Consider the following 25123-nt stretch of genomic DNA (forward strand, 5'->3'; position numbering starts at 1 on the left):
TGCAATGGCAATGGCGTGCCGCGACACGCTTGTGCTGCAAGGTCGAGTTCCTTCGCCCCCCTCTCTGTCCTGCCGGACATCTCCCCCACAAGGGGGGAGATTGGCAGTTCAGGCGTCTCGCTTTTCTTTGCGACGTCGGCGATTGGCGAAAGCCGGCGCGACATCCGATCTCCCCCCTTGAGGGGGAGATGGCCGGCAGGCCAGAGAGGGGGGCCTCGCGCCGACGATCAATGATTTCGAGGTTGCCCATCTATCCATCCTGCCACACCCGCCTCTCCGCACAAACTGGTTCCTTCATTTTCCGGAAAACTGGCCCTCGCGATGGAGACAGAGCGGCGTAGACTTCGCTCAATGACGTCGGGGTAAGACGTCGACAAGGACATGTAAGACGGGGACATCTGAGGCGCGGCGCTGGGAGGGCGTCTTGCCGAACGAAACGGCAGGGTTTTCGCCCCGCCGCCGGCAACCGCAGCATCTCCTCCCGAGACAGGACACCCCGCAGCCATCATGGCTGCGGGGCGGAAAGCGAGCAATGACGACAGTTCGACTTGGCATCAACCCGATCACCTGGACCAATGACGACGTGCCGGAACTGGGCGGCGACACGCCGCTCGAGACCTGCCTCAGCGAGACAGCGGAAGCCGGCTATGCCGGCACCGAGCTTGGCGGCAAGTTCCCGCGCGAGAGCCGTGCGCTGAGGCCCATCCTCGACCATTACGGACTGGCGCTGGTCTCCGGCTGGTATGACGGTCGCATCTGCGAGAAGGAGGTGGACGAGGAGTTCGAGGCGATCCGGCCGCATCTGACGCTGCTTCGCGACCTCGGCGCCAGGCGCGTCGTCTATGCCGACACCTCGCGCGGCCGGCATGGCGCGATCCACGATCCGATCTCGCAGCGGCCGAAGCTGATGGACGGGGAATGGAAGGCCTATGGCGCCAAGATCACCCGGCTCGCCGAGCGGTTTTCCGATTTCGGCGTCGGCATGGCCTTCCATCACCACATGGGCACGATCGTCGAGACCGACGCGGAAATCGACAGGCTGATGCATACAACCGGCGAGGCGGTTGGCCTGCTCTACGATACCGGGCACTGCGCCTTTTCCGGCGGTGACCCGGAGCAGTTGCTGCGCCGGCATGTCGAGCGCGTCGTGCATGTCCATTGCAAGGATGTGCGCCCGGCCATCTTAAAGAAGGCGCGTGAGGCCGACATGAGCTTCATGGGCGCGGTGATGGAAGGCATCTTCACCGTGCCGGGCGACGGCGCGATCGACTATCCGACGCTCTTAAAGATACTCGCCGACCAGGGCTATTCCGGCTGGCTGGTTGTGGAAGCCGAGCAGGATCCGGCCAAGGCGCATCCCTTGACCTACGCGACGATGGGGTATCGGAATCTGAAGAGGCTGGCCGAAGGCGCGGGCTTCTACGTCCACGAGCGCAAGGCCTGAAGAAAGCATGGGGCGCCGGGGAGGCAGATGAGTTCGGTTCTGTACCAGAAGGTGGTCAAGAGCTTCGGCGCGCTCAACGTGCTGCGATCGCTTGACCTTGCGGTGCCGGACCACAAATTCCTCGCCCTGCTCGGCCCGTCGGGCTGCGGCAAGACGACGGCGCTGCGCATCCTGGCTGGGCTCGACATGCCGACCGCCGGCAAGGTCTTTATCGGCGAACGCGACGTCACCCGGCTGCAGCCGCGCGACCGCGACATCGCCATGGTGTTCCAGAGCTACGCGCTTTATCCGCAGATGACGGTCGCCGAAAATATCGGCTATCCGCTGTGGATACGCGGCACGCCCGAAGCCGGGCGAAAGGCCAAGATCGGCGAGGTCGCCGCCGTGCTCGAGATCGGCCATCTGCTCGACCGCCGTCCGCGCCAGCTCTCGGGCGGACAACGCCAGCGCGTCGCGCTGGCCCGCGCCATCGTGCGCGACCCGGCGGCCTTCCTGATGGACGAGCCGCTGTCCAATCTCGACGCAAGACTGCGGCTCACCATGCGCGGCGAGATCAAGCGGCTCTGCCAGCGCCTCAGCGCCACCACCATCTACGTCACCCACGACCAGGTCGAAGCCCTGACGATGGCCGACTTCGTCGCCGTCATGCATGGCGGCGAGCTGCAGCAGATGGCGCCGCCCATCGAGATATACGACCGCCCGGCAAACCGCTTCGTCGCCACCTTCGTCGGCAACCCGCCGATGAACATTCTGCCGGCAGCGCTTTGCGAGCAAGGCATCATCGTGGCCGGCAAGGTCGTCCCACTGGACGCCGCGCGGCTTGCTGCCTGCCGCGCCGCCTCCGTCGCCGAAATCGGCCTCCGGCCGGAGGACTGCAGCGCTGCCGGCGTCGCCACGCCCGATGCCCTGCCCGGCGAAATCTACGTCGTCGAACCGATGGGCAACGAGACGCTGGTCAATGTCCGCCTCGAAGCCGGCAACGTCCAGGTGCGTGCCGGACGCGATTTCAGGGGTGTGGTGGGTGAAAGCATCGGCGTCGCCTTCGACCCGGCGAACGCCTGTTTCTTCAATTCGGACGGCCTGACAGCCGTCCACAGGGTCAACAACAATGGGAGAGTGACATGATGCATTCCAGCAGACTTACTCGCCGCTCCGTCATCAAGGGTGGGCTTGGCCTGGCTTTGGCGACCACCGCCCTCACCACGCTTGGCCTGCCGATGCCTGCCCGCGCAGCCGGAAAGAAGGTGATCATCGGTGCCTTCGCCGATGGCGGCCTGACGCCGTTCAAGGAAAAGATCATCCCGCTGGCCAAGGAGCAGGGCTTCGACATCCAGTTCCTCGAGGACGAATACGGGGTGACGCTCGAGAAGTGGTTCGCCGACGCCCAGAGCGGCGCCGGCCAGTATGACCTCTACCTGCTCGACGACCCATGGGTGCCGCAGTTCGGCGCCGCCAACGTGCTCGAGGATCTTGGCGCCGGAGGCATCGATGGGTCGGACAAGGACTGGATCGGCGCGATGATCGACATGGGCTATTGGCCGCCGCAGAAGGGGCCGCGCGTCAAGGGCTTCGAGAACGCCAAGCCGACGTTGATCTGCGTGCCCTTCGTCGGCGACCTGCAGACGCTGACCTATCGCAACGACGTCTTCACCGGCGGTGCGCCCAAGACCTGGGACGAGGTGATCGCCAAGGGCAAGGAAGGCGTCGCGGCCGGCAAGATCAAATACCCGGTCGTCTTCCGCGGCGTTTCCGGCAACCCGATCGTCACCAGCTGGTATCCGGTCTTCCTGTCGTTCGGCGGCTCCTTCTTCGACGACAAGTGGAACCCGATCTTCAATTCGGCCGAAGGCAAGGCCTCGGCCGATTTCTTCGTCGGCACGATGAAGCAGAACGCGCCGAGCGGCGTGGTCGAGTTCGACTCCGACCAAGAGGGCGCGGCGATCCTCGGCGGGGAGGCAGGGGCGATCATCCAATATTCGGGCAACGCATTGAAGGCGGACGACCCCGCCCAGACCAAGGTGGCCGGCAAGCTCGATTTCGGCGTTGTGCCGAAGCAGGAAAAGGCGATCGCCCAGATGGGCATCTTCATCGCCGGCGTGCCGAAATCAGCGCCCAACAAGGCGAACTCGATCGAATTCCTGAAGTGGTATGTCAGCGCCGAAACACAGGCCAAGCTCTCGGAAGCGGGCTCGATCCCGGTCAAGCGCAGCGCCTTCGGCATCGCCAAGCCCGGCAACCGTCTGATACCGGTCGCCCTGCAGCAACTCGACGCCGGCGCGCTGCCGCGGCCGCGCACCCCCGACTGGGCGAAGGTCGAGGAACTGCTCGGCATCGAGCTCAACAAGGCTTTGCAGGCCGGCTCCGGCGGCGGTGCGGCCCTGGACACGGCGGCCAAGCAGGTCAAGGACTATCTGACCACGGCCGGGTACTACTGATGCAAACCGGCATGCAGGCACGCAAATATCGCCTGCAGGGGGCGGGGCTCGACCTCGCCCTCCCCTATCTCATGCTTGCGCCGGGCCTGACGATCGTGCTCGGCGTGCTCGTCTACCCGCTCTGGGACGGGCTGCGCGCCAGCACCAGGGCTTACCGCTACGGCTCGCCGGTCTCCCATGTCGGCTTCCGGAACTATGTGCAGCTTTGGAGCGACGCACAGTTCCTGAATTCGCTGTGGGTCACGGTCAAGTTCGTGGCGCTGTCGGTTTCGATCGAGGCGGTGCTGGGCTTCGCGCTTGCCTTGTTCTGCCTGCACGAATTCCGCGGCATTCGGCTGCTCAGGACGGTGCTGATCATTCCCATGGTGATCACGCCGGTCGTCGTCGCCATCCTGTTCAGGCTGATCTACGCCAGCGACGCCGGCATGCTGACGGCGCTCTCGGAGGCCATGGGCGGCGGCGAGGTCCAGATCCTCGGAAACCCGCTCAATGCCTTCATCGGCCTTGTCGTGCTCGACGTCTGGGAGTGGACGCCGCTGATGTTCCTCATCCTGCTCGCCGGCCTGCAGTCGCTGCCGCACGAGCCGTTCGAGGCGGCGCGCGTCGACGGTGCCGGGTCCTGGCGCGTCTTCGCCGATCTCACCTTCCCGATGATGCGGCCGGTGCTGGCGGTCGCCATCGTGCTCCGCACCATCGATGCCTTCGGCACCTTCGACCAGGTTTTCGTGCTGACCCGTGGCGGGCCGGGCGAAGCGACGAGGCTGATCTCGATCTATGGCTATGACACCGCTTTCAAATTCCAGCAGACCGGATACGCGGCGGCGCTGTTCGTGACGATCGGCCTCGTCGTGCTCGCGCTCGCCTTCAGCGCCATCAGGCTCCTGCGCAGGATCGACGCGTCATGAGCACCCGCCTGGCGCGCATCCTCACCACCATTTTCGTGCTGGCAGTGGTGCTGCTGCCGATCTACTGGCTGGTGTCCACCTCGCTCAAGTCCAACCGCGAGATCACGCAGGAAGGCACGCTCTATCCGCATGTGCCGACGCTCGACAATTACGTCAGGCTGTTCACCGAAAAGCAGTTCGGCTCCTACCTGACGAACTCGGTGGTGGTCACCTTCTTCTCGGTCGCGATAGCGCTGGTCTTCGGCGCGATGGGCGCCTACGCGATCGCGAGGTTCCGCCTGCCGTTCGCCGCGGAGCGCAAGATCGGGCTCTTCCTCCTGACACTGCGCATCATCCCGCCGGTGGTGATCCTGATACCCGTCTATCTCTTGATGCTGAGCCTCGGGCTGCTCGACAGCTGGCTCGGACTGATCGCCACCTACACCGCCTTCAACGTCACCTTCTGCGTGTGGATGATGGAGAGCTTCTTCCGCGAGATCCCGGTCGACCTCGAGGAGGCGGCCATGGTGGACGGCGATTCACGCTTCGGCGCCTTCCGCCGCATCACGCTGCCATTGGCGGCACCAGGGCTCGCGGCCACCGCGATCTTCGCCGTGCTGGTCACCTTCAACGAATTCCTTTTTGCGCTGGCGCTGACCGCGACGCCGCGGGCGATGACCATGCCGCGCGGCACCGCCACACTCATCGGGCGCATCGATACCGACTGGGCCTCGATGGCGGCCGCCGGCGTCATCGGCGCGTTGCCGATCGTCTTCTTTGCACTCCTGGTGCAGCGGCATCTGGTGCGCGGGCTGACCATGGGCGCGGTGAAATGATTGCCGCTCGGATACACGAACCGGCCGGCAGCGCTGGAGCGGCCTGATGAGAAAGTCGAACGCATGATGGATGTTTGTCTGTTCGGGGTGGGGCTGATCGGCCGCGTGCATGCGAGCAATCTCGCGCGCCACCCGAAGGTGCGGCTGCGCTACGTCGTCGATCCCAATCGCGAGGCGGCCGAGAAGGTCGCCGCCGTAACCGGCGCCGAGATCGTGGACACCGAAACCGTTATGAACGATCCGGTAGTGAAAATGGTGTTCATCGCCTCGGCCACGCGCACGCACGCGGAGCTTGCCATGGCAGCGGCGGCAAAGGGCAAGGCGATCTTCTGCGAGAAACCGATCGACCTCGACCTCAAGCGCACGGACGAGTGCCTGGCCGCTGTGGCGAAAGCCGGCGTGCCGTTCCAGATCGGCTTCAACCGCCGCTTCGATCCGAGCTTCCGGGCGCTGAAGGAGCGCCTCGACGATGGCGAGATCGGCGCCGTCGAGCAGGTCATCATCACCAGCCGCGATCCCGAACCGGAGACCGAGGAAGCGCTGGCCGGAGGCGGCGGCGTCTTTCGCGAGATGACCATCCACGATTTCGACATGGCGCGGAATATGCTTGGCGAAGAGCCTGTGGAGCTTTTCGCGACCGGCTCCTCGCTTGTTGCGCCGCAATACAGGAAGCTCGGCGACTACGACACCGCGATGTTCATCCTGCGAACGGCGTCCGGCCGGCAATGTCACATCAACAACAGCGTCAGGGCCGCCTACGGCTACGACCAGCGCATCGAGGTGCACGGCGCCGACGGCATGCTGCAGGCCGGCAACCGGCTGCCGACCTCTGTGGAAATGTATGGCGGCAAAGGTATATCGCGCGACAAGCCCTACTACTTCTTCGTCGAACGCTATGCGGAATCCTACGCCGCCGAGATCGATCACTTCATCACCTGTGTCGAGACGGGCAGGAGTCCGGCGGTCACGGCCAGCGATGGGCGCAAGGCCATGATCCTCTGCGAGGCAGCGCTAGCGTCGGCCCGGTCCGGCAGGTTCGAACCCGTAGAGCTGTGAGCGGATGGTCCAAAATAAGCGGGAGTTTCCGAAATGAAGATTGGCATGATCACCGACAGCCTCGGCAACCTGTCCTTCGACGAGATGCTGCGCGCCTCGGCCGATCTCGGACTGGAGACGCTGGAGTTCGCCTGCGGCAACTGGTCGTCGGCGCCGCACATCGATCTGACCGCCATGCTGGACAGCAAGACGACCCGAACCGAATTCGTCGCCAAGGTTCGCGACCACGGGCTGACGATCGCGGCGCTTAACTGCTCCGGCAACCCGCTGCATCCGGGACCGCAGGGCAAGCAGCATCGCCAAGTGACCGAGGACACGATCCGGCTGGCGAGCCTGATGGGCATCGACCGGGTGGTGATGATGTCCGGGCTGCCGGGCGGACCCGGCGACACCAATCCCAACTGGATCATCACCGACTGGCCGCTCGAATGCGCCGACATACAGCGCTACCAGTGGGACGATTGCATCATCCCGTATTGGCGCGATCTCATCGAATTTGCGAACAATCTGGGCATCAGGAAGCTTTGCCTGGAACTGCATGGGCATCAGGCCGTGTACAATGTCCAGACGCTGTTCCGGCTGCGCGATGCGGTCGGCGAGACGGTCGGCGCCAACTACGATCCGAGCCATCCGATGTGGATGGGCGCCGATCCCATTGCCGCCGTGCGCAAGCTTGGCTCGGCGATCTACTATGTCCACGCCAAGGACACACGCATCGAACCTATACCGGCGGCCATCGACGGCACGCTCGATGCGCGCCCGCCAAATCATTATGCCGAAAGGGCCTGGAATTACATCACGCTCGGCTACGGCCACGGCGAGACCTGGTGGCGGCAGTTCTGCACGGCGCTGAAGCAGGCCGGCTACGACGACGTGCTGTCGATCGAGCACGAGGACATGATGCTGTCACCAATGGAAGGCATGCGCAAATCCGTGGCGCTGCTGCGCAACGTCGCTATCAACCTGGCCTGAATGCTCAGATCCGGTCCTGCATTGGTAGTTGATCACCGCCCGTTGCGGCGGCCTCGATGGCCGGCAGGCCTATCTCACATTAACCCAGCGCTGCTCCTGGAACGAACGGGCCATGGCATGCACGGAGCGCTCGATCTCCAGCCCCTCGTCGAAGTCGATGATGCGGGCCGGCTTACCAGCGATTCGCATCAGGAGCTCGCGGCATTCGATCATCTTGAGGTCGTTGAAGCCCAGCCCGTGGCCGGGCGCCGGCAGGAAGGAATCGTAGGGCTTGTGGTGCGGCGCCACCAGGATAGTGCGGTAGCCCTGCTCGGTTGGCCGGTCGGCGGTGAGGTAGAGCTGAAACTCGTTCATCCGCTCCTGGTCGTAGAGGATCGAGCCCTTCGAGCCGAAGATCTGGATGGCAATGCGGCCCTTGCGGCCCCAGGCCGAGCGGTTGACCAGCAGCGAGCCGGCAACGCCGTTCTCGAGATGCATCAAGACGCTGGCGATGTCATAGGTCTCGACCGCGCGGCGGGCGCCGGAAGCGGTCCTGCGGTCGGCATAGGGTTTGACCATGTCGCACATGACGCGCGAAACGCGGCCGAACAGCGCCCTGATCAGCGACAGCGGATGCACGGCGAAATCGTCGAGCGCGCCATAGCCGGACGAAGCCTCGTGCTTCCAGAAGAACAGCGCTTCGGGGTCGGCCATGAAGTCCTCGTCCATCTCGATGCGCACGAGATTGACATCGCCGATAATCTTTTCCTCGAGCAGCGCGCCGATATGACGGATGGCGGGGTTCTGGATGTAGTTGTAGCCGAGCACGGCGACCTTGCCGGATTTTTTTGCGGCATTCGCCATCGCCTCGGCCTCGGCGAAACTCGGCGCCATCGGCTTCTCGCACCACAGATGCTTGCCGGCTTCGAGGATGGCGATCGCCATTTCCGGGTGGAACTGGTTGGGCGTGGTCAGCGACACGATTTCGACATCCGGATCCTCGACCACGGCGCGCCAGTCGCCGGAGCCTTTTGCGAAGCCGAACTCGGCAGCTTTGCGTTTTGCAAGCTCGTCATTCACCTCGCCCAGATGCACCAGCTTGGGCTTGTCGACATCGGGAAAGACCGTGCCCACCGCGTTCCAGGCAATGGCGTGACACTTGCCCATGAAGCCCGTGCCGATGAGGCCCACTCCGACCATGTCGATTGTCTCCAGACTAAAGGAAAGCTCGTATGGATGAATTAATCCATTTTAGTAAAGAATGGAACATCTAAATCATTTTTTATGGTGTTCTTGCGCGAACTCGCTATGATGAGGCAGGAGAGGGACAAAACCTTATGAGCGTGGGCGGAGCGACGATGGACGAACGGGTGCCTCGCGATTTCGAAACGCTGCGCGCGACGATCCTGGACAGGCGCGCGAGCCTGCCCAAGCGGATCGCGCAGATCGCCGCCTATGCGCTCGACAATCCCGACGACATCGCCTTCGGCACGGCGGCAAGCATCGCCGCCTCGGCCGGCGTGCAGCCCTCGACGCTGATCCGTTTTGCCCAGCAGCTCGGCTTCGACGGCTTCACCAGCCTGCAGCAGGTTTTCCGCGAGCGGCTGCGCGAGCGCAACTCCTCTTATGACGAGCGGCTGGCGGCGCTGCGCGCCAAGGCCGAGGAAGGCCGCGGGCATCGGGCGATCTTCGACGGCTTCGTCGCCGCCGCCAGCACCTCGCTGGGCGACATCTCACGCTCGCTCAACGATGCCCATTTCGAGGAGGCGGTGGCGCTCCTGGCTAAGGCCGAGACGATCTATGTGCTGGCCAAGCGCCGCTCCTATCCGGTGGCGTCCTACATCGCCTATGCGCTGGGCAAGCTCAAGATCCGCAACCAGCTGGTGGAATCGGCCGCGGGGCTGAACGCCGAGATGATCGGCTTCGCCACGCCGCGCGACGCCGTCATCGCCATCAGCTTCTCGCCTTACGCGCCGGCGACCATCGAGGAGACGCGCTCGATCGCCGAGCAGGGAGTGCCGATCGTGGCGATCACTGACTCGTCCTTCTCGCCGCTGGCGCAATTCGCCAAGGTCTGGTTCGAGGTCGCCGAGGCCGATTTCGGCGGCTTCCGCTCGATCTCGGCGACGATGGCGCTGGCCATGGCGCTGACCGTCGCCGTGGGCGAGAAGCGCCGCGAAGCCGGGCGCCGACGCAAGGGCTGAGCCTCCCAGACGAGCGCTTTTCGGTTCGGGAATGCTCGTTCCATATTGACTGTAGATTGGAATTAATATTTCATATTGACGACACCACGCCGTCGCCGGCGCGTGCTGTCCAAAACGACGCTGCTCTATCCAACAAGGCCGATGGGAGGTTCGAATGGGCGAAGCCGTGGAAGGGAAATACCCGCCGCTCGACGTCATCACCATCGGCCGCGCTTCGGTCGATCTCTATGGCCAGCAGATCGGCTCGCGGCTGGAGGACATCACCTCTTTCGCCAAGTCGGTCGGCGGCTGTCCGGCCAATATTTCCGTCGGCACGGCAAGGCTCGGGCTGCGCTCGGCGCTGCTGACGCGGGTCGGCGACGAGCAGATGGGCCGCTTCATCCGCGAGCAGCTCAAGCGCGAGGGCGTCTCGGTCGACGGGCTGAAGACTGACAAGGAACGCCTGACGGCGCTGGTGCTGCTTTCGGTCGAGAGCGAAGGCGTCTCACCGATGATCTTCTACCGTTCCGACTGCGCCGACATGGCGCTCGCCGAGGAGGATATCGACGAGGCGTTCGTCGCCTCGGCGCGCTCGGTGGTCGTCACCGGCACGCATTTTTCGCGGCCGAATTCCGATGCCGCCCAGCGCAAGGCCATCCGCCTGATGAAGGCCCGTGGTGGCAAGGTTGTCTTCGACATCGACTATCGCCCGAACCTTTGGGGCCTTGCCGGGCATGCCGAGGGCTTCGAGCGCTATGTCAAGTCGGACCGCGTCTCGGCGCAGCTGAAGACCGTGCTGCCGGATTGCGATCTCATCGTCGGTACCGAGGAAGAGATCATGATCGCCTCGGGCGCCGACGATTGCCTGAGCGCGCTGAAGACGATCCGCGCGCTGTCGCCGGCCACCATCGTGCTCAAGCGCGGCGCCAAGGGCTGCATCGTCTATGACGGCCCGATCAGCGACGATCTCGAGGACGGCATCGTCGGCAAGGGTTTCCCGATCGAGATCTACAATGTGCTCGGCGCCGGCGACGCCTTCATGTCGGGCTTCCTGCGCGGCTGGCTCGGCGGCGAGAGCTTTGCCACCGCCGCGACCTGGGCCAATGCCTGCGGCGCCTTCGCGGTGTCGCGCCTGCTCTGCGCGCCGGAATATCCGACCTTCGAGGAGCTGCAGTTCTTTTTGAAGCACGGCAGCAAGCATCTGGCGCTGCGCAAGGACGAGGCGATCAACCACGTCCACTGGGCAACCACGCGCCGACGCGACATCCCCTCGCTGATGGCTTTGGCCTGCGACCATCGCGTCCAGTTGGAAGACGTTGCCGCCAAGGTCGGGGCCGACGTTTCGCGCATCCCCGACTTCAAGGTGCTGACGGTCAAGGCGGCAGCAAAGGTCGCCGCCGGCCGCGATGGCTACGGCATGCTGATCGACGAAAAATATGGCCGCGACGCCATGTTCGAATTCGCCCGTCATTCCTTCGCCTGGCTCGGCCGCCCGGTTGAGCTTCCGGGATCGCGGCCGCTGCGCTTCGAGTTTTCGCAGGATATCGGCTCGCAGCTCACCGAATGGCCTGTCGACCATTGCATCAAATGCCTGTGCTTCTATCACCCGGACGACCCGGAAGCGCTAAAGACCGAGCAGCAGCAGAAGCTGCGCGCTTTGTTCGAAGCGGCGCGGAAAGTCGGCCGCGAATTGCTGGTCGAGATCATCGCCGGCAAGCACGGCAAGCTCGACGACACCACCATTCCGCGAGCGCTTGAGGAACTCTATGCGCTGGGCATCAAGCCGGACTGGTGGAAGCTCGAGCCGCAGGCTTCCGCAGGCGCCTGGGCGAAAATCGAACAGGTGATCGTCAGGAACGATCCTTGGTGCCGTGGCGTGGTGCTGCTCGGGCTGGAAGCGCCGCAGGACGAGCTGGTCGCGGCGTTTGCCGCCACCGCCAATGCGCCGATTGTCAAAGGTTTCGCCGTCGGCCGCACCATCTTTGTCAACGCCGCCGAACGATGGCTGGCCGGCAGGATGTCGGATGACGAGGCGATCGCCGACATGGCCGCGCGCTTCGAGCAGTTGACCGAGGCATGGCTTGCCGAGCGCGGCCGCAAGGCCGCATAACCAGACCGCTGAAGGACTGCGGAGGAGACATCATGAGCAAGACAATCCGCCTGACGATGGCGCAGGCGCTGACCCGCTTCCTCAGCCGGCAAATGACCGAGATCGACGGGAAAAAGATGCCGATCTTCGGCGGCGTCTGGGCCATCTTCGGCCATGGCAATGTCGCGGGCATTGGCGAGGCGCTCTACCAGGTGCGCGACGAGCTGCCGACCTTCCGCGCCCATAACGAGCAGGCGATGGCTCACGCGGCGATCGCCTATGGCAAGGCGAATTTCCGCCGCCGCTTCATGGCCGCGACCAGCTCGATCGGTCCCGGCGCGCTCAACATGGTGACGGCGGCCGCGCTCGCGCATGTAAACCGGTTGCCCGTCCTGTTTTTGCCGGGCGATGTCTTCGCCAACCGCCTGCCCGACCCGGTGCTGCAGCAGGCCGAGGATTTCTCCGACGGCACCGCTACCGTCAATGACTGCTTCCGCCCGGTATCGCGCTATTTCGACCGCATCACCCGGCCGGAGCAGATCATCCCGGCACTGAATCGCGCCATGCAGGTGCTGACCGATCCGGCCGAATGCGGCCCGGTGACGCTCTCGCTCTGCCAGGACGTGCAGGCGGAGGCCTATGATTATCCCAAAAGCCTGTTCGCCGAACGCGTCTGGACACCGCGCCGGCTCCGCCCGGACCGCAACGAGCTGGCGGCAGCCGTCGCGGCGCTGAAGGGCGCCAAGAAGCCGCTGGTGATCGCGGGCGGCGGGGTGCTGTATTCGCAAGCTTCGGACGAGCTCGCCAAGCTGGTGCAGGGCGCCGGCATTCCGGTCTGCGAGACACAGGGCGGCAAATCCTCGTTGTCCGATTACCATCCGCTCAACATGGCAGCCGTCGGCGTCACCGGCACGTCGGCCGCCAACCGGCTGGCGGAGGAGGCCGATGTCGTGCTTGCGGTCGGCACCAGGCTGCAGGATTTCACCACCGGCTCCTGGGCGCTGTTCAAGAATGCCGGCCGCACCATCATCGGCCTGAACACGCAAGGTTTCGACGCCGGCAAGCATTGGGCGCTTCCGCTGGTCGCCGACGCGGCCGAAGGGCTTGCCGAGCTGTCCGCCGCGCTGAAGGGCTGGAAGGCGCCGGCCGCGTGGACCGACAATGCATTGAAGGGCAAGACGGAGTGGCAGGCCGCCGCCGCCAAGGTGACCGCGTCGACCAACGCCGCCTATCCGTCCGATGCGCAAGTGATCGGCGCCGTGCAGCGCGCCATGGGCTCGGGCGTCACGCTGCTGCATGCCGCGGGCGGTCTGCCCGGCGAATTGCACAAGCTCTGGCAGGCCGGCGCGCCGGGCTCCTACCATGCCGAATACGGCTTCTCGACCATGGGCTACGAGATCGCCGGCGGGCTCGGCGTCAAGATGGCGAAGCCCGACCAGGAGGTCGTCGTCATGGTCGGCGACGGCTCCTATCTGATGCTCAATTCCGAGATCGCCACTTCGGTGATGCTTGGCCTGAAGCTTACCATCGTGCTCCTCGACAACCGCGGCTATGGCTGCATCAACCGGCTGCAGATGGCGACCGGCGGCGCCAACTTCAACAACCTCTTGAAGGACGCCCGCCACGAGGTGATGCCGGACGTCGACTTCGCCGCGCATGCGGCAAGCTTAGGTGCCGTGGCCGAGAAGGTAGCGTCGATCGCCGAGCTGGAGACGGGACTGGCCAAGGCGAAGAAGAACGACAAGACGACGGTGCTGGTCATCGACACCGACCCGCTGGTCTCGACCGAGGCTGGCGGCCATTGGTGGGATGTCGCCGTGCCGGAAGTCTCGTCGCGACGCGAAGTCAATGCCGCGCGCAAGAAGTACGAGGAAGCCGTGGGCAGCCGTCAGGGCTGAACCGGCTCGCAACGAACCGACATTGGAGTGACGACTTGAAAGCCAAACTGGGCATGTCCCCCATCGCATGGTGGAATGACGATCTCGTGGAATTGAGCGATGACGTATCGCTGGAAGAATGCCTGCGCCAGTCGCGCTCGGCCGGCTTCACCGGCATGGAGATGGGCCGCCGCTTCCCCAACGACCCGAAGGTGATGCTGCCGATCCTGAAGGAGGCCGACGTCACGCTTTGCGGCGGCTGGTTCTCGGGCACGCTTGTCAACGAGGACATCTCCCGGAACAAGGACCGCATCCAGCCGATGATCGACCTGTTCAAGGCCGTCGACGCGCCCTGCATCGTCTATGGCGAGGTCGGCCGGTCCATTCAGGGCGACCGCTCCAAGCCTCTGGCCACCAAGCCGAAACTTTCAGATGACGAGATGAAGGCTTACGGCCGGCGCGTCACCGAGTTCGGCGAGTGGTGCGCTGAGCAAGGCATGCCGCTCTCCTACCATCACCACATGGCGGCGGTGGTCGAGACCGAGCCGGAGCTCGACGCCTTCATGCGCAACTCCGGCGAAGGCATTCCGCTGCTGCTCGATGCCGGCCATCTCGCCTTTGCCGGCGGCGACGTGCTGCGCGCCATTGACAATCACCACAAGCGCATCAACCACGTCCATGTGAAGGATGTTCGCATGGGCGTGATCGACGGGCTCGACCGCACGAAACAGTCCTTCCTCGACGCCGTGGCGCTCGGCGCCTTCACCGTGCCGGGCGACGGCTCACTCGATTTCGGCGCCATCGTGCAGCGTTTCGCTGATCATGGCTATGAAGGCTGGTTCGTGGTCGAGGCCGAGCAGGATCCGAAGAAGAACCCGCCGCTCAAGATGGCCCAGGTCGGCCACAAGGAACTTATGCGGGTGATGACGGCCGCCGGCTATACGGTCGAGACGCAAGGTTTTCCGGCCTGAGCAGTGGATTAGTCGGGGCGCCCGGTTTATCCGTTGTGCTTTCGGCAAATCCTGGATTGGCGCGATGAAAGACTATGAGCATCCCTTCTTCCGGCCGCTGTGGCGCCGTATCGCGGTCGTCGCGGTCTGCCTGGTCTGGTCGGTGATCGAATTCGCGTCCGGCACGCCGTTCTGGGGCGTCATCGCGCTGGGCTTCGCCGGCTATGCCGTGTGGCAGTTTTTCTACCTCTATAAGCCGATTGAGGAGAACAAGGCCGAACCCGGACCGAAGGAGTGACTAATCCATGGCTCAGAAGCGTCTACGGATCGGATACTGCGTGCATGGCGGATCGCATGCGTTGGCGATTAGCCGAAACGCCCCTCGCTTCGTCATCCTAGGGCGGAGCAAGGAGCGCAGCGACGTAGCGCAGACCCTAGGATCCATTCCGTGACTTCGAAGCAGCCGCTGCGGTACAGAATTCTGCTCCGCAGCGCCCTTCGATTGAGGTAACGGCATGGATTCTAGGGTCTCCGCGACGGAGCTGCGCTCCTGCTTCGCCCTAGAATGACGCAGTTTGGAGGCCTCGGCCAATCTCGAAGGTTGTGTTGGTTCTGTCAGCCGGCAAGATCTTTGATCCGCAACCAACGAAGGCCAACGGAATAGGAGAGACAAAAATGTCGAAACTGCTCGTCAAGGCCGACAAGGGCCACGGCCATGTCGCTCACGTCACGCCGCAAAGCGCCGGCTGGACCTATGTCGGTTTCGATCTGCATCGGCTTCGTCCGGGCGAGACGGTGTCCGGCAAAACCGGCGAGCGCGAGATCTGCCTGGTGTTCGTCACCGGCAAGGGCAAAGCGTCGGCCGGCGGCAAGGATCTCGGCCTGCTCGGCGAGCGCATGTCGCCCTTCGAAGGCAAGCCGTGGTCGGTCTATGTGCCGCAAGGCGCCGACTGGTCGGTGACCGCCGATACCGAGCTGGAACTCGCCGTCTGCTCGGCGCCCGGCTTAAGCGGCGGCCTGCCGGTGCGCGTCATCGGACCTGACGATCTCGGCCAGGAGGTGCGCGGCAAGGGCACCAACACGCGCTACGTCACCAACATCCTGCCCGAGGGGAAGCCGGCTGATTCGCTGCTGGTGGTCGAGGTGATCACGCCCGGCGGCCACACGTCGAGCTATCCGCCGCACAAGCACGACCAGGACAACCTGCCGGCCGAATCCTATCTCGAGGAGACCTATTATCACCGCCTCAACCCGCCGCAGGGCTTTGCCTTCCAACGCGTCTACACCGATGCCGACCGCAACGGCGTGCGCGAGCTGGACGAGGCGATGGCGATCGAGGACGGCGATGTCGTGCTGGTGCCGAAGGGCTATCACCCTTGCGCCGCCTGCCACGGCTACGACCTCTATTACCTCAATGTCATGGCCGGACCGAAGCGGACGTGGAAATTCCACAACGCGCCCGAGCATGAATGGCTGATGAAGGCCTGATCGACACGCCGGCAAAGCCGTTGGTCCAGCCCGGAAAAATCGTCGGCTAACGAGCTCCGTGCTGGACTTGCCTTCGAAAACCCACGAAAGCTTCGTCAATCCGTCATGGAAATCACCTATGGCAGCGGTTCCGGTGCATGTCGCCGCAAGCGCTCCGGCGTTTTGGGCCACGACTTGCCAAGACAATGACTTGAAGCGCGTCGCATATTCCTTCGGGGCGCGCAGCGCGCTTGACGAGGAACGCCCATGCGCTACGCGATCTACTACACCCCGGGGCAGGACGAGAAGCTGGCGCGCATTGCCGCCAACTGGCTGGGCCGCGACCCGTTCGGCGCGGCGACGCGGCCGGTCGAGGCCGTGGGCGATCTGTCGGCCGCGGAAGTCGCCTTCCACACCGCATCCGCCCGGCGCTACGGATTCCATGCGACGTTGAAGGCGCCGTTCCGGCTGGCGCCGAACGAGACGGAAGCTTCGCTGCGCGCCGCGCTCGACGCTTTCGCCGAGGCGACGCCGCCTGTGATCATCCCGCGTCTCGTCGTCGGCCAGATCGACGGCTTTTTCGCGCTGGTGCCGGAAGCGCAGTTTGCGCCACTCAACGATTTCGCCGGCGAGGTGGTGCGCGCCTTCGATCCGTTCCGCGCGCCGCTGACGGAGGCCGAGATCGAGCGCCGCAGTCCCGATGCGCTGAAGCCGGACGAGTTCCGCAACCTCTGCCAATGGGGTTATCCTTACGTCTTCGACACGTTCCGCTTCCACATGACGCTGTCGGGGCGGGTCGGGCCACAGGAAAGCCCACGTCTTCGTGCAGCGATCGACGGCCTGTTCGCCGATGTGCTGCGGCAGCCGGTGCCGGTGGATGCGCTGACATTGTTCGTCGAAAGCGAGCCCGGCGCCCCGTTCATGGTGCTTTCCCATCATACGCTTGGCCGTAGCCCCGCCCGCAAAACAGCTTGATTGATATAGGACCGCCCTCGATGACCGCCGAAACCGTTCTCACCAATGCCCGCATCGTGCTGCCCGACGAAATCGTCGAAGGCTCGCTTTTGTTGCGCGACGGCCTGATTGCCGCCGTCGAGCCGGGTGCTGTCCGCATCGGCGAGGATATGGGCGGCGACTACATCATCCCGGGCCTTGTCGAGCTGCACACCGATCACCTCGAGGGCCATTACGCGCCGCGTCCGAAAGTGCGCTGGAACCCGATCGCCGCCGTGCTTGCCCATGACGCCCAGGTCGCCACCGCCGGTATCACGACGGTGCTCGACGCCTTGCGCGTCGGCATGGACGAGGATGCCGACCTGAAATCCGACGATGTTCGCAAGCTGGCCGACGCGATCGAGGACAGCGTGCGCCAGGATCGGCTCAGGGCCGACCATTTCATCCACCTGCGCTGCGAGGTCTCGGCGCCGGACTGCCTCGAGGCTTTCGCCAATTTCGAGACCGACGAGCGGGTTAAGCTCGCCTCGCTGATGGATCACGCGCCCGGACAGCGCCAGTTCGTCAACCTCGAGACCTATGCCTACTACTACCAGCGCAAACTGAAGCTGACGGACCGCGACTTCCAGAAATTCTGCGAGAAGCGGATGGCCGAATCGGCCCGCAATTCCGGTCCGAACCGGGTCTTCATCTCAGCCGCCTGCCAGGAGCGCGGCATCGTGCTGGCGAGCCATGACGACGCGACCGCCGGCCATGTCGACGAAGCGATCGAGCAGGGCGTGCGCGTCGCCGAGTTCCCGACGACGCAAGAGGCGGCAAAGGCCTCGAAAGCCGCAGGCCTCGGCGTGCTGATGGGCGCGCCAAACGTCATGCGCGGCGCCTCGCATTCCGGCAATGTCTCGGCGCGCACGCTCGCCGCCGACGGCTTGCTCGACATCCTGTCGTCCGACTACATCCCTTTCAGCCTGATCCAGTCGGCCTTCTTCCTCGGCGACGTCGTCGAGGGCATCTCGCTGCCGCAGGCGGTCGCCATGGTCTCGAAGAACCCGGCCGAAGCGATCGGCCTCGCCGACCGCGGCATCATCGAGCCCGGCCGCCGTGCCGACCTGGTGCGGGTGCGCGTGGACGACCATGTGCCGGTCGTGCGCACCGTGTGGCGCCAGGGCAGCCGGGTAGCATGATGATGGTCTCAGCTCTCATCGAGCGCGAGCTGGCCGACAGCCTGCCGATCCGCAACGGCGTCTTCGTCGCGGTGGTGGGGCCGAGCGGCGCCGGCAAGGACACGGTGATCGGCTACGCCAAGGCGCGCTTTGCCGGCGAGACGCGGTTGGAATTCGTGCGCCGCGTCATCACCCGGCCGAGCGACACGGCAAGCGAGGACCACGATACGCTGGCGGATGCCGCCTTTGCCGAGGCGGAGGCGGACGGCGCCTTCTCGCTGTGCTGGGACGCGCACGGCCTGCGCTATGGCCTGCCGGCCGATGTCGACTGGGCCGTGGCGAATGGCCACGTGGCCGTGGCGAATGTCTCCCGAGCGGTCATCCCGGCGCTGCGCGAGCGCTACGCCAATCTGGCTGTGGTCGAGATCACCGCCACGCCGGAGATCCTCGCCGAGCGGCTGGCGGCGCGCGGCCGTGAATCGCGCGGCGAGGTGCTTGCCCGCCTGGCGCGCAGCACCAGCGTCAAGCTGACGGGACCGGACGTGACCTCGATCGACAACAGCGGCGACAAGGAAATCGCCGGCGAACGCTTCGCCGAGGTGCTGCGCAAGGCGATGGCGTTCTCGGATCTGTCGGACATGATCTAGCGCTTTCCCTTCTCCCCCTGTGGGAGAAGGTGGATCGGCGCGAAGCGCCGAGACGGATGAGGGGTGCTCCAGCTTGGCGGTGGCTTTCGCCTGGCAGCACCGTTGTGCCAAACGCCAGCGCCTCGCTCCGTCCAGCACCCCTCATCCGGCCGCTTCGCGGCCACCTTCTCCCACAAGGGGAGAAGGGGGCGCAGCGCCTCACTTATTGAAGTTGGCGATGAACTGCTTGAACTGCGGCGTCGGCGGCCTGGCGAACATCTCCTTCGGTTCGCCGGCCGAGTCCACCTCGCCCTTGTGCAGGAACATCACCTTGCTCGACACGTCACGGGCAAAACCCATCTCGTGCGTGACGACCAGCATGGTGCGTCCTTCTTCGGCGAGCGAGCGCATAACGCGCAGCACCTCGCCGACCAGTTCCGGATCGAGCGCCGATGTCGGCTCGTCGAACAGCATCACCTTGGGATTCATCGCCAGCGCGCGGGCTATTGCCGCGCGCTGCTGCTGGCCGCCCGACATGTGGGGCGGATAGTAGTTGCGGCGCTCCCATATGCCGACGCGTTTCAGCAATGCCTCGGCCTGCTCCAGGCACTCGGCGCGCGGCCGCTTCAGCACATGCGTCGGCGCGGCGACGAGGTTTTCCAGCACGGTCATGTGCGACCACAGATTGAAGCTCTGGAACACCATGGCGAGGTTGGCGCGGATCCGCTCCACCTGGCGGATGTCGGCGGGCATCTGGTGGCCGTCGCGACCCCGCTTCATCTTGATGAGCTCGCCGTCGACCCGCACTTCGCCGGAATCCGGGGTCTCCAGGAGATTGATACAACGCAGCATCGTGCTCTTGCCGGACCCGGAGGAGCCGAGAATCGAGATGACGTCGCCCTTGTGGGCCTCGAGCGAAATGCCCTTGAGCACCTCATGATCGCCGAAGCACTTGCGCAGATCCTTTACGCTGATGGCGGGCGTCTCGTCGGAGGACGGCGCGGCTTTCGCGGCAGCGGCGACATTTGCCGACATCACAACACCTCCGGTACGGGTTTGACTTGCTGGCTCCGCTCGGGCGGGGGACGCAGATGCGGCGAAAGCCGGTGCTCGACCCAGGCAAACAGCCGGGCGATCGACAGGTTGAGAAGCAGGTAGATCACGCCGGCGCAGGTCAGCACCTCAATCGGCCGGAACGTGTCATGCTGGATCTTCTGCGCCGTTCCCATCATCTCCATGATGGTGACCACGGACGCCAGCGCGGTTGCCTTGGTCATGAGGATGATTTCCGTCGAATAGGCCGGCAACGCAAGCCGCAGCGCGATCGGCAGCGTGACGAGGCGGAAGCGAGTGAAGGCCGACATGCCGAACGCCTTGGCCGCCTCGATCTGGCCGACAGGCACCGCGCGCAGCGCGCCGCGGAAAATCTCGCTCTCATAGGCCGCAGTATTCAAGGCCATGGCGACGATCGTGCAATACATCGGATCGCGCAGGATCGGCCACAGGATCGGGCTGTGGCGCACGAAGTCGAACTGGGAGAGCCCGAAATAGACCAGATAGAGCTGCACCAGCAACGGCGAGCCGCGGAAGACGAAAACATAGGCGCGGGTGAAATACTCGCCCGATTTGTAGCCGGAAGCCCGCAGCCAGGTCAGGCCGGTGGCGATGATGAGCCCGAAGGCGATGCCGAAGAACCAGATCTCGAGCGTCAGCGGCAGCGCCTTCAGCACGCTCCACATGGTCGAAAGGTAAAAGTCGAAATCCACCGCCACCTCTTATTTCGGCCGTGTGAAGCTTCGGGAGGTGTAACGCTCGGCCCTGTCGAAGATCGGCGTCGAGATCGAGGTCATCACCAGATAGAGGATGCCGGCGAGCGTGTAGAAAAGCAGCGAATGATGCGTCGAGCGCGCTGCCTTGTTGGCGGTGAGCATCAGCTCGGCGACGCCGGTGACCGAGATCAGCGCCGAATCCTTGATGGTCAATTGCCAGACATTGCCCAGCCCCGGCACCGCGAGACGCAAGACCTGCGGCATGATCACTAGGCGAAACCGCAGCCAGGCCGACATGCCGTAGGCACGCGCCGCTTCCAGCTCGCCGCGATGGATCGCCAGGAACGAGCCGCGAAAAACCTCGGCCTGGTAGGCGCCAGAAATGATGCCGACCGCGAGAACGCCGCCGAGGAAACTCGGCATGTTCAAGATGTCCGCCGAGCCGATCGATCCGGTCGAGCGCGCCACGCCGGTCAGGATCTGCGTGCCGCCATAGTAGAACAGGTAGATGATCAGGAGTTCCGGTTCGCCACGGAAGACGGTGGTGTAGCTCTCGCCGATGAATCTCAATCCGCCGCGATGCGAAAGCTTGGCCGCCGCCACCAGCGAGCCCAGCACGGCGCCGATCAGCATCGAGACGACGGTGACGGCGAGCGTCCAGGCGATGCCCCAGAGCAGTTGCACGCCCCAGCCGGCGGCCAACAGCTCATAGGCCGTCGAAACCTGATCCTTGAGATCGTTGAGAAACTCCACTTACGGCTCCTGCGGGCGCCGAGATAGGCATCGACGTATATGCTCAATGCAAAACGGGAGCAGCCTTGGCTGCTCCCGTTGCGACATTACTTGGTAATGTCGATCTTGAACCATTGCATGGAATATTTCGACACCGAACCGTCATCGAGCGCGGCCTTGAGCGCCTTGTTGTAGATGTCCTGCAGGTCCTTGTCGGTCTTGCGGAAAGCGGCGCCGATGCCCGGTCCGAGGATCGGGCCACCCTTGAATTGCGGGCCGACGAATTCCAGGTCTTTCGCATCGGGCTTGGCCAGCGTGCCGAGGAAATAGGTGGTGTCGGCGAAGGCGACGTCGATGCGGCCCGCCATCAGGTCGAGGTCGTGCTCGTCGGTGGTCTTGTATTCATGGACGTTGGCGACATCCTTGAGATATTTGTCGGCGAATGTCGCCTCCGTCGTCGAAACCTGCAGGCCGACATTCTTTCCGGTGAGCTCCTTGCGCAGCGTGTCGAGCGCCGCCTTGGATTCGGCGTCGTCCTTCGACAGATCGATCATCTTGCCGGTGTTGGACATCTGCGCCAGCGGACCGTTCTTGTCGGCCAGGAAAGCCACCGGCGACGACGCGTAGGGAATCGAGAAGTCGATGGTCTTCATGCGCTCTTCGGTGATCGACATGCCGTCCATGACGATGTCGAACTTGCCTGCCGTGAGACCGGGAATGACGCCATCCCAATCCTGCGCGACGATGCTGCATTCCAGCTTCGCGCGGGCGCAGACGTCGTTCAGGATGTCTACCTCGAAGCCGACGATCTTGCCGCTGGCGTCGGTCTGGTTCCACGGGGCGTAGGAGCCCTCCATCGCGACCGTCACGGTCTTCCAGTCCTTGGCCATAGCCGGGGTCGAACAGGTCAACGCCAGCGCGGCGAACGCGATCCAACGTGATGATGTCACGGTAATTTCTCCCATATTTTGTTCTTGGATCCCTCAGATACCATTTGCTTAGCCCAGCCCCGATTCTGCGACAAGGGCTGTTTTCCGGTTCACGCGTTGTTGCAATCCGCCCACGAATCCGGCCCTGCCCGCGGCTTCACCGCGAGCATCGATCCAATCGGAACCCGATCCGATGTGGACGGAAGAGCGAGACTACTCCGCCGGCGCGCCGGCGACGCCCCTGCGAGACGCCTCCAGCATCCGGCGCCGGGCGCGGAAGACGCCCCATTGCTGGTCGACCAGCACGCCGATCAGGATCACGCCGCCCATCACCGCGAAGTTGAGCGAGGAAGGAATGCCGAGCAGGTTGACGAGGTTCTGCAACTCCTGCAGCAGCACGGTGCCGAGGACAGCACCGACCAGCGACCCTTCGCCGCCGCGCAGCGAGAAGCCGCCCAGCACCGCCGCGGCGATGGCATAAAGCTCATAGAACTGGCCGTGGCTCGCCGGCGAGATCGAGCGCGTGTACATGGCGAAATAGATCGCCGACAGCGCCGTCAGCACGCCGCAGATGACATAGGCGGCGATGATCACCCGGCCCGTGCGGATGCCGGAATATTTCGCCGCTTCCTCGTTCTTGCCGATCGCATAGAGATAGCGGCCGAAGACCGAGCGGTGCAGCACCACCCACATAACGATGGCGATGACGATCAGCGCGATGAAGCTGTTCGGCAGGCCGTAGGAGCGGCCCGCGGTCAGGAACTCGAGCGTCGGGAAGTTCTGCCCGAAGGCGAAGCCGGCCGTGCCGTCGGCGGTATAGAAGCGCGCCACGCCGCGATAGATGAGCAGGCCGCACAGCGTCACCACGAAAGGCTGCAGTTTGAGCCGCGTGATCAGCCAGCCATGCACGAAGCCGATGATGGCACCGAGCGCGAGGATCAGCACGAAGGCAAGCGGCCAGCTCACCTCGCGCACCGCGATGAAATCGATGAACAGCGTGCCGAGCAGGGCGATCACCGAGCCGACCGACAATTCGATGCCGCCGGTGATGATGACGAAGGCCTGGCCGATCGACAGGATGCCGAACAGAGCGACCAGGTTGGAAGTGTTGGCGAGATTGATCGCCGACAGGAAGCGCGGGTTGATGGCCGTCACCACCGCGCCGACCACCAGGATCAGGATCAGCAGGCCGAGATCTTTCTTGCTCATTGCGCTCCTCCCGCCGCCTGCAGCAGTTTCGGCTTCTTGCCGACCGCCAGCAAAAGCACGTTCTCCTGGCTGAAATCGTCCTTATCGAGGATGCCGGAGATCTGCCCCTCATGCATGACCGCGATGCGGTCCGACACGCCGATCACTTCTTCCATGTCGCTGGAAATCATCAGCACGGCGACGCCGGCATCGGCGAGCGCCCGCATCAGCCCGTAGATCTCCGCCTTGGCGCCGATGTCGATACCGCGCGTCGGCTCGTCCAGGATCATCACCTTGGGGTTCATCGCCAGCCATTTGGCCAGGACCACCTTCTGCTGGTTGCCGCCCGACAGCGTGCCGGTGCGGGTGAGCACCGACGGCGCCTTTATGCCGAGGTTCTTCTTCTGCTTTTCGGCCGTCGCGAGCTCGGCGCCGACCGAGACCAGCGAGCGCCTGGCATGGGCCGGCAGGTTGGGCAATGAAATGTTCTGCGCGATCGACAGGTCCAGCAGTATGCCGGTGAGCTTGCGGTCCTCCGGCACAAGGAAGATGCCATTCGCCACCGCATCCGCCGCCGATGTCACATTCAGCGGCTTGCCGTCGAGCGTGACGCTGCCGGCCAACCGCTCTTCGATGCCGAACAGCACGCGCGCCAGCTCCGTGCGGCCGGAGCCGACCAGGCCCGCCAGGCCGAGGATCTCGCCGCGTTTCAACTCCAGACTGACCGGCCGGTCCGGATAGGTGCTGGTGCGGATCGCATCCGCCGACAGGGCCACGCTACCCGGCGCGCGGGCGGCCTCGCCGGCCTTCTCGCGCTCCTTCAGCATGCGGCCGATCATCAGCCTGACCATCTCGTCGTGATTGATGTGGCTCTTGGGAAGGGTGCCGGCCAGCGTGCCGTCGCGCAGCACTACGACGCGGTCCGCGACGCGCTCGATCTCATGCAGCCGGTGCGAGATGAAGATGACGCTGATGCCTTGCGCCTTCAGGCCCTTGATGACGTCGAGCAGCTTTTCGGTTTCCGCCATCGGCAGGCTGGAAGTCGGCTCGTCGAGGATGACAAGGCGCGCCTTGATCGACAGCGCCTTGGCGATCTCGACCATCTGCTGCTGCGCGAGCGACAGCGACGCCACCGGCGCGTCGGCCGAGAAATTGGCGCCGACGCGCTTTAGCAGCGGCGCCACCATCTCGCGCAGTTTCGCGCGGTCGACCAGCCTCAGCGGCCCGGCACGCAGCGGCTCGCGGCCGAAGAAGATGTTGGCGGCGACGTCGAGATTCTCGAAGAGGTTCAATTCCTGGTGCACGAAGGCGATGCCGGAGCCGATGCTCTGCTCGACGGTCAGCGCGTCATGCGCCGCGCCGTCGACGGTGATGGTGCCGCTGTCCGGCCGCGTCACGCCGCCGAGGATCTTCATCAGCGTCGATTTGCCGGCGCCGTTTTCGCCGACCAGGCCTATGACCTCGCCGGGCCGGACCTCCATCGAGAATCTGTCCAGCGCCACAACGCCCGGATAGGTCTTGCGCACGGCCTCGAGGCTCAGGAACGGAGCGGTGGTCGGTTGAGTGGAATCGGTAGAGGTCATCACGCCATAG

Annotated in this window: 23 protein-coding genes; 16 read left to right on the forward strand and 7 right to left on the reverse strand. The window is 64.5% G+C overall.

Going from position 1 to position 25123, the window contains the following annotated elements:
• Positions 1-532 precede the first annotated feature (532 nt).
• From iolE (LB523_RS25610) to LB523_RS25640, 7 genes are all read left to right on the forward strand, one after another.
• On the forward strand, positions 533-1444 hold the full coding sequence (gene iolE, locus LB523_RS25610) for a myo-inosose-2 dehydratase (protein WP_224525869.1): 912 nt from the start codon (positions 533-535) through the stop codon (positions 1442-1444).
• 27 nt (positions 1445-1471) lie between these two features.
• Complete coding sequence (locus tag LB523_RS25615) at positions 1472-2569, forward strand: ABC transporter ATP-binding protein (protein ID WP_224608233.1); 1098 nt, start codon at positions 1472-1474, stop codon at positions 2567-2569.
• Entirely contained in the window at positions 2566-3879 is a 1314-nt protein-coding gene (locus LB523_RS25620; protein WP_224551448.1) for an extracellular solute-binding protein, read from the forward strand. The genes LB523_RS25615 and LB523_RS25620 overlap by 4 nt, the downstream gene beginning before the upstream one ends.
• An 11-nt stretch (positions 3880-3890) precedes the next feature.
• Positions 3891-4784, forward strand: coding sequence for a carbohydrate ABC transporter permease (locus tag LB523_RS25625; RefSeq protein WP_224608236.1), 894 nt, complete (start codon positions 3891-3893; stop codon positions 4782-4784).
• Positions 4781-5599 carry a carbohydrate ABC transporter permease gene (locus LB523_RS25630; protein ID WP_095768049.1) on the forward strand — a complete coding sequence of 273 codons (819 nt, stop codon included), beginning with the start codon at positions 4781-4783 and terminating at the stop codon, positions 5597-5599. The genes LB523_RS25625 and LB523_RS25630 overlap by 4 nt, the downstream gene beginning before the upstream one ends.
• A gap of 63 nt (positions 5600-5662) precedes the next feature.
• Positions 5663-6655, forward strand: coding sequence for an inositol 2-dehydrogenase (gene iolG / locus LB523_RS25635; protein WP_224608240.1), 993 nt, complete (start codon positions 5663-5665; stop codon positions 6653-6655).
• A 33-nt stretch (positions 6656-6688) separates the two neighbouring features.
• Positions 6689-7627 (forward strand): sugar phosphate isomerase/epimerase family protein, encoded by a 939-nt coding sequence (locus LB523_RS25640; RefSeq protein ID WP_224608242.1) that lies wholly within the window; start codon positions 6689-6691, stop codon positions 7625-7627.
• A 69-nt stretch (positions 7628-7696) separates the two neighbouring features.
• On the opposite strand, the gene LB523_RS25645 is transcribed toward LB523_RS25640, so the two are convergent.
• A complete protein-coding gene (locus LB523_RS25645; RefSeq protein WP_224608245.1) occupies positions 7697-8806 on the reverse strand; it encodes a Gfo/Idh/MocA family protein in 1110 nt (369 codons plus the stop codon).
• Between the two features lie 158 nt (positions 8807-8964).
• Between LB523_RS25645 and LB523_RS25650 the strand changes: the two genes are divergently transcribed.
• The 9 genes from LB523_RS25650 to phnN all read left to right on the forward strand — a co-directional run bounded on the left by LB523_RS25650 (position 8965) and on the right by phnN (position 18933).
• The gene (locus LB523_RS25650; protein ID WP_176477064.1) at positions 8965-9810 is read left to right on the forward strand and encodes a MurR/RpiR family transcriptional regulator; all 846 of its coding nucleotides are present in this window, start codon (positions 8965-8967) and stop codon (positions 9808-9810) included.
• A gap of 154 nt (positions 9811-9964) precedes the next feature.
• Positions 9965-11899 carry a bifunctional 5-dehydro-2-deoxygluconokinase/5-dehydro-2-deoxyphosphogluconate aldolase gene (locus LB523_RS25655; protein ID WP_224608248.1) on the forward strand — a complete coding sequence of 645 codons (1935 nt, stop codon included), beginning with the start codon at positions 9965-9967 and terminating at the stop codon, positions 11897-11899.
• A gap of 32 nt (positions 11900-11931) precedes the next feature.
• A complete protein-coding gene (iolD, locus tag LB523_RS25660; protein ID WP_224608252.1) occupies positions 11932-13776 on the forward strand; it encodes a 3D-(3,5/4)-trihydroxycyclohexane-1,2-dione acylhydrolase (decyclizing) in 1845 nt (614 codons plus the stop codon).
• Positions 13777-13811: 35 nt separating this feature from the next.
• Positions 13812-14726, forward strand: coding sequence for a myo-inosose-2 dehydratase (gene iolE / locus LB523_RS25665; RefSeq protein ID WP_140843606.1), 915 nt, complete (start codon positions 13812-13814; stop codon positions 14724-14726).
• Positions 14727-14790: 64 nt separating this feature from the next.
• Positions 14791-15003, forward strand: a complete 213-nt coding sequence (locus tag LB523_RS25670; RefSeq protein WP_095768043.1) for a DUF3329 domain-containing protein — start codon at positions 14791-14793, stop codon at positions 15001-15003.
• Positions 15004-15380: 377 nt separating this feature from the next.
• A complete protein-coding gene (iolB, locus tag LB523_RS25675; protein ID WP_224608256.1) occupies positions 15381-16193 on the forward strand; it encodes a 5-deoxy-glucuronate isomerase in 813 nt (270 codons plus the stop codon).
• 246 nt (positions 16194-16439) lie between these two features.
• Positions 16440-17147, forward strand: coding sequence for a DUF1045 domain-containing protein (locus LB523_RS25680; RefSeq protein WP_095768041.1), 708 nt, complete (start codon positions 16440-16442; stop codon positions 17145-17147).
• A 20-nt stretch (positions 17148-17167) separates the two neighbouring features.
• Complete coding sequence (locus LB523_RS25685) at positions 17168-18307, forward strand: alpha-D-ribose 1-methylphosphonate 5-triphosphate diphosphatase (RefSeq protein ID WP_095768040.1); 1140 nt, start codon at positions 17168-17170, stop codon at positions 18305-18307.
• Complete coding sequence (gene phnN, locus LB523_RS25690) at positions 18307-18933, forward strand: phosphonate metabolism protein/1,5-bisphosphokinase (PRPP-forming) PhnN (RefSeq protein WP_176477063.1); 627 nt, start codon at positions 18307-18309, stop codon at positions 18931-18933. Before LB523_RS25685 ends, phnN begins: the two co-directional genes overlap by 1 nt.
• 198 nt (positions 18934-19131) lie before the next feature.
• Here the strand turns inward: phnN and LB523_RS25695 are convergent, their stop codons facing one another.
• The 6 genes from LB523_RS25695 to LB523_RS25720 form a co-directional block, all read right to left on the reverse strand.
• Positions 19132-19947: an ABC transporter ATP-binding protein gene (locus LB523_RS25695; RefSeq protein ID WP_140633717.1), complete on the reverse strand. Its 816-nt coding sequence runs from the start codon at positions 19945-19947 to the stop codon at positions 19132-19134.
• Positions 19947-20678, reverse strand: a complete 732-nt coding sequence (locus LB523_RS25700; protein ID WP_224525921.1) for an ABC transporter permease — start codon at positions 20676-20678, stop codon at positions 19947-19949. The genes LB523_RS25695 and LB523_RS25700 overlap by 1 nt, the downstream gene beginning before the upstream one ends.
• A gap of 9 nt (positions 20679-20687) precedes the next feature.
• Complete coding sequence (locus LB523_RS25705; RefSeq protein ID WP_140843596.1) at positions 20688-21434, reverse strand: ABC transporter permease; 747 nt, start codon at positions 21432-21434, stop codon at positions 20688-20690.
• Positions 21435-21520: 86 nt separating this feature from the next.
• Positions 21521-22363, reverse strand: coding sequence for a transporter substrate-binding domain-containing protein (locus tag LB523_RS25710; RefSeq protein WP_140843594.1), 843 nt, complete (start codon positions 22361-22363; stop codon positions 21521-21523).
• Positions 22364-22555: 192 nt separating this feature from the next.
• Positions 22556-23551, reverse strand: a complete 996-nt coding sequence (locus LB523_RS25715) for an ABC transporter permease (RefSeq protein ID WP_095768037.1) — start codon at positions 23549-23551, stop codon at positions 22556-22558.
• Positions 23548-25113 carry a sugar ABC transporter ATP-binding protein gene (locus LB523_RS25720; protein ID WP_224608259.1) on the reverse strand — a complete coding sequence of 522 codons (1566 nt, stop codon included), beginning with the start codon at positions 25111-25113 and terminating at the stop codon, positions 23548-23550. The genes LB523_RS25715 and LB523_RS25720 overlap by 4 nt, the downstream gene beginning before the upstream one ends.
• Positions 25114-25123: the final 10 nt, after the last annotated feature.

Origin of the sequence: Mesorhizobium sp. ESP-6-4, from assembly GCF_020164735.1 — a bacterium.
GTDB lineage: Bacteria > Pseudomonadota > Alphaproteobacteria > Rhizobiales > Rhizobiaceae > Mesorhizobium.

Bases quoted from the DNA above. Each gene is read 5' to 3' on its own strand.
- iolE (WP_224525869.1), top strand. From the start codon at position 533: ATGACGACAGTTCGACTTGGCATCAACCCGATCACCTGGACCAATGAC.
- LB523_RS25615 (WP_224608233.1), top strand. From the start codon at position 1,472: ATGAGTTCGGTTCTGTACCAGAAGGTGGTCAAGAGCTTCGGCGCGCTC.
- LB523_RS25620 (WP_224551448.1), top strand. From the start codon at position 2,566: ATGATGCATTCCAGCAGACTTACTCGCCGCTCCGTCATCAAGGGTGGG.
- LB523_RS25625 (WP_224608236.1), top strand. From the start codon at position 3,891: ATGCAGGCACGCAAATATCGCCTGCAGGGGGCGGGGCTCGACCTCGCC.
- LB523_RS25630 (WP_095768049.1), top strand. From the start codon at position 4,781: ATGAGCACCCGCCTGGCGCGCATCCTCACCACCATTTTCGTGCTGGCA.
- iolG (WP_224608240.1), top strand. From the start codon at position 5,663: ATGATGGATGTTTGTCTGTTCGGGGTGGGGCTGATCGGCCGCGTGCAT.
- LB523_RS25640 (WP_224608242.1), top strand. From the start codon at position 6,689: ATGAAGATTGGCATGATCACCGACAGCCTCGGCAACCTGTCCTTCGAC.
- LB523_RS25645 (WP_224608245.1), bottom strand. From the start codon at position 8,806: ATGGTCGGAGTGGGCCTCATCGGCACGGGCTTCATGGGCAAGTGTCAC.
- LB523_RS25650 (WP_176477064.1), top strand. From the start codon at position 8,965: ATGGACGAACGGGTGCCTCGCGATTTCGAAACGCTGCGCGCGACGATC.
- LB523_RS25655 (WP_224608248.1), top strand. From the start codon at position 9,965: ATGGGCGAAGCCGTGGAAGGGAAATACCCGCCGCTCGACGTCATCACC.
- iolD (WP_224608252.1), top strand. From the start codon at position 11,932: ATGAGCAAGACAATCCGCCTGACGATGGCGCAGGCGCTGACCCGCTTC.
- LB523_RS25670 (WP_095768043.1), top strand. From the start codon at position 14,791: ATGAAAGACTATGAGCATCCCTTCTTCCGGCCGCTGTGGCGCCGTATC.
- iolB (WP_224608256.1), top strand. From the start codon at position 15,381: ATGTCGAAACTGCTCGTCAAGGCCGACAAGGGCCACGGCCATGTCGCT.
- LB523_RS25680 (WP_095768041.1), top strand. From the start codon at position 16,440: ATGCGCTACGCGATCTACTACACCCCGGGGCAGGACGAGAAGCTGGCG.
- LB523_RS25685 (WP_095768040.1), top strand. From the start codon at position 17,168: ATGACCGCCGAAACCGTTCTCACCAATGCCCGCATCGTGCTGCCCGAC.
- phnN (WP_176477063.1), top strand. From the start codon at position 18,307: ATGATGGTCTCAGCTCTCATCGAGCGCGAGCTGGCCGACAGCCTGCCG.
- LB523_RS25695 (WP_140633717.1), bottom strand. From the start codon at position 19,947: ATGTCGGCAAATGTCGCCGCTGCCGCGAAAGCCGCGCCGTCCTCCGAC.
- LB523_RS25715 (WP_095768037.1), bottom strand. From the start codon at position 23,551: ATGAGCAAGAAAGATCTCGGCCTGCTGATCCTGATCCTGGTGGTCGGC.
- LB523_RS25720 (WP_224608259.1), bottom strand. From the start codon at position 25,113: ATGACCTCTACCGATTCCACTCAACCGACCACCGCTCCGTTCCTGAGC.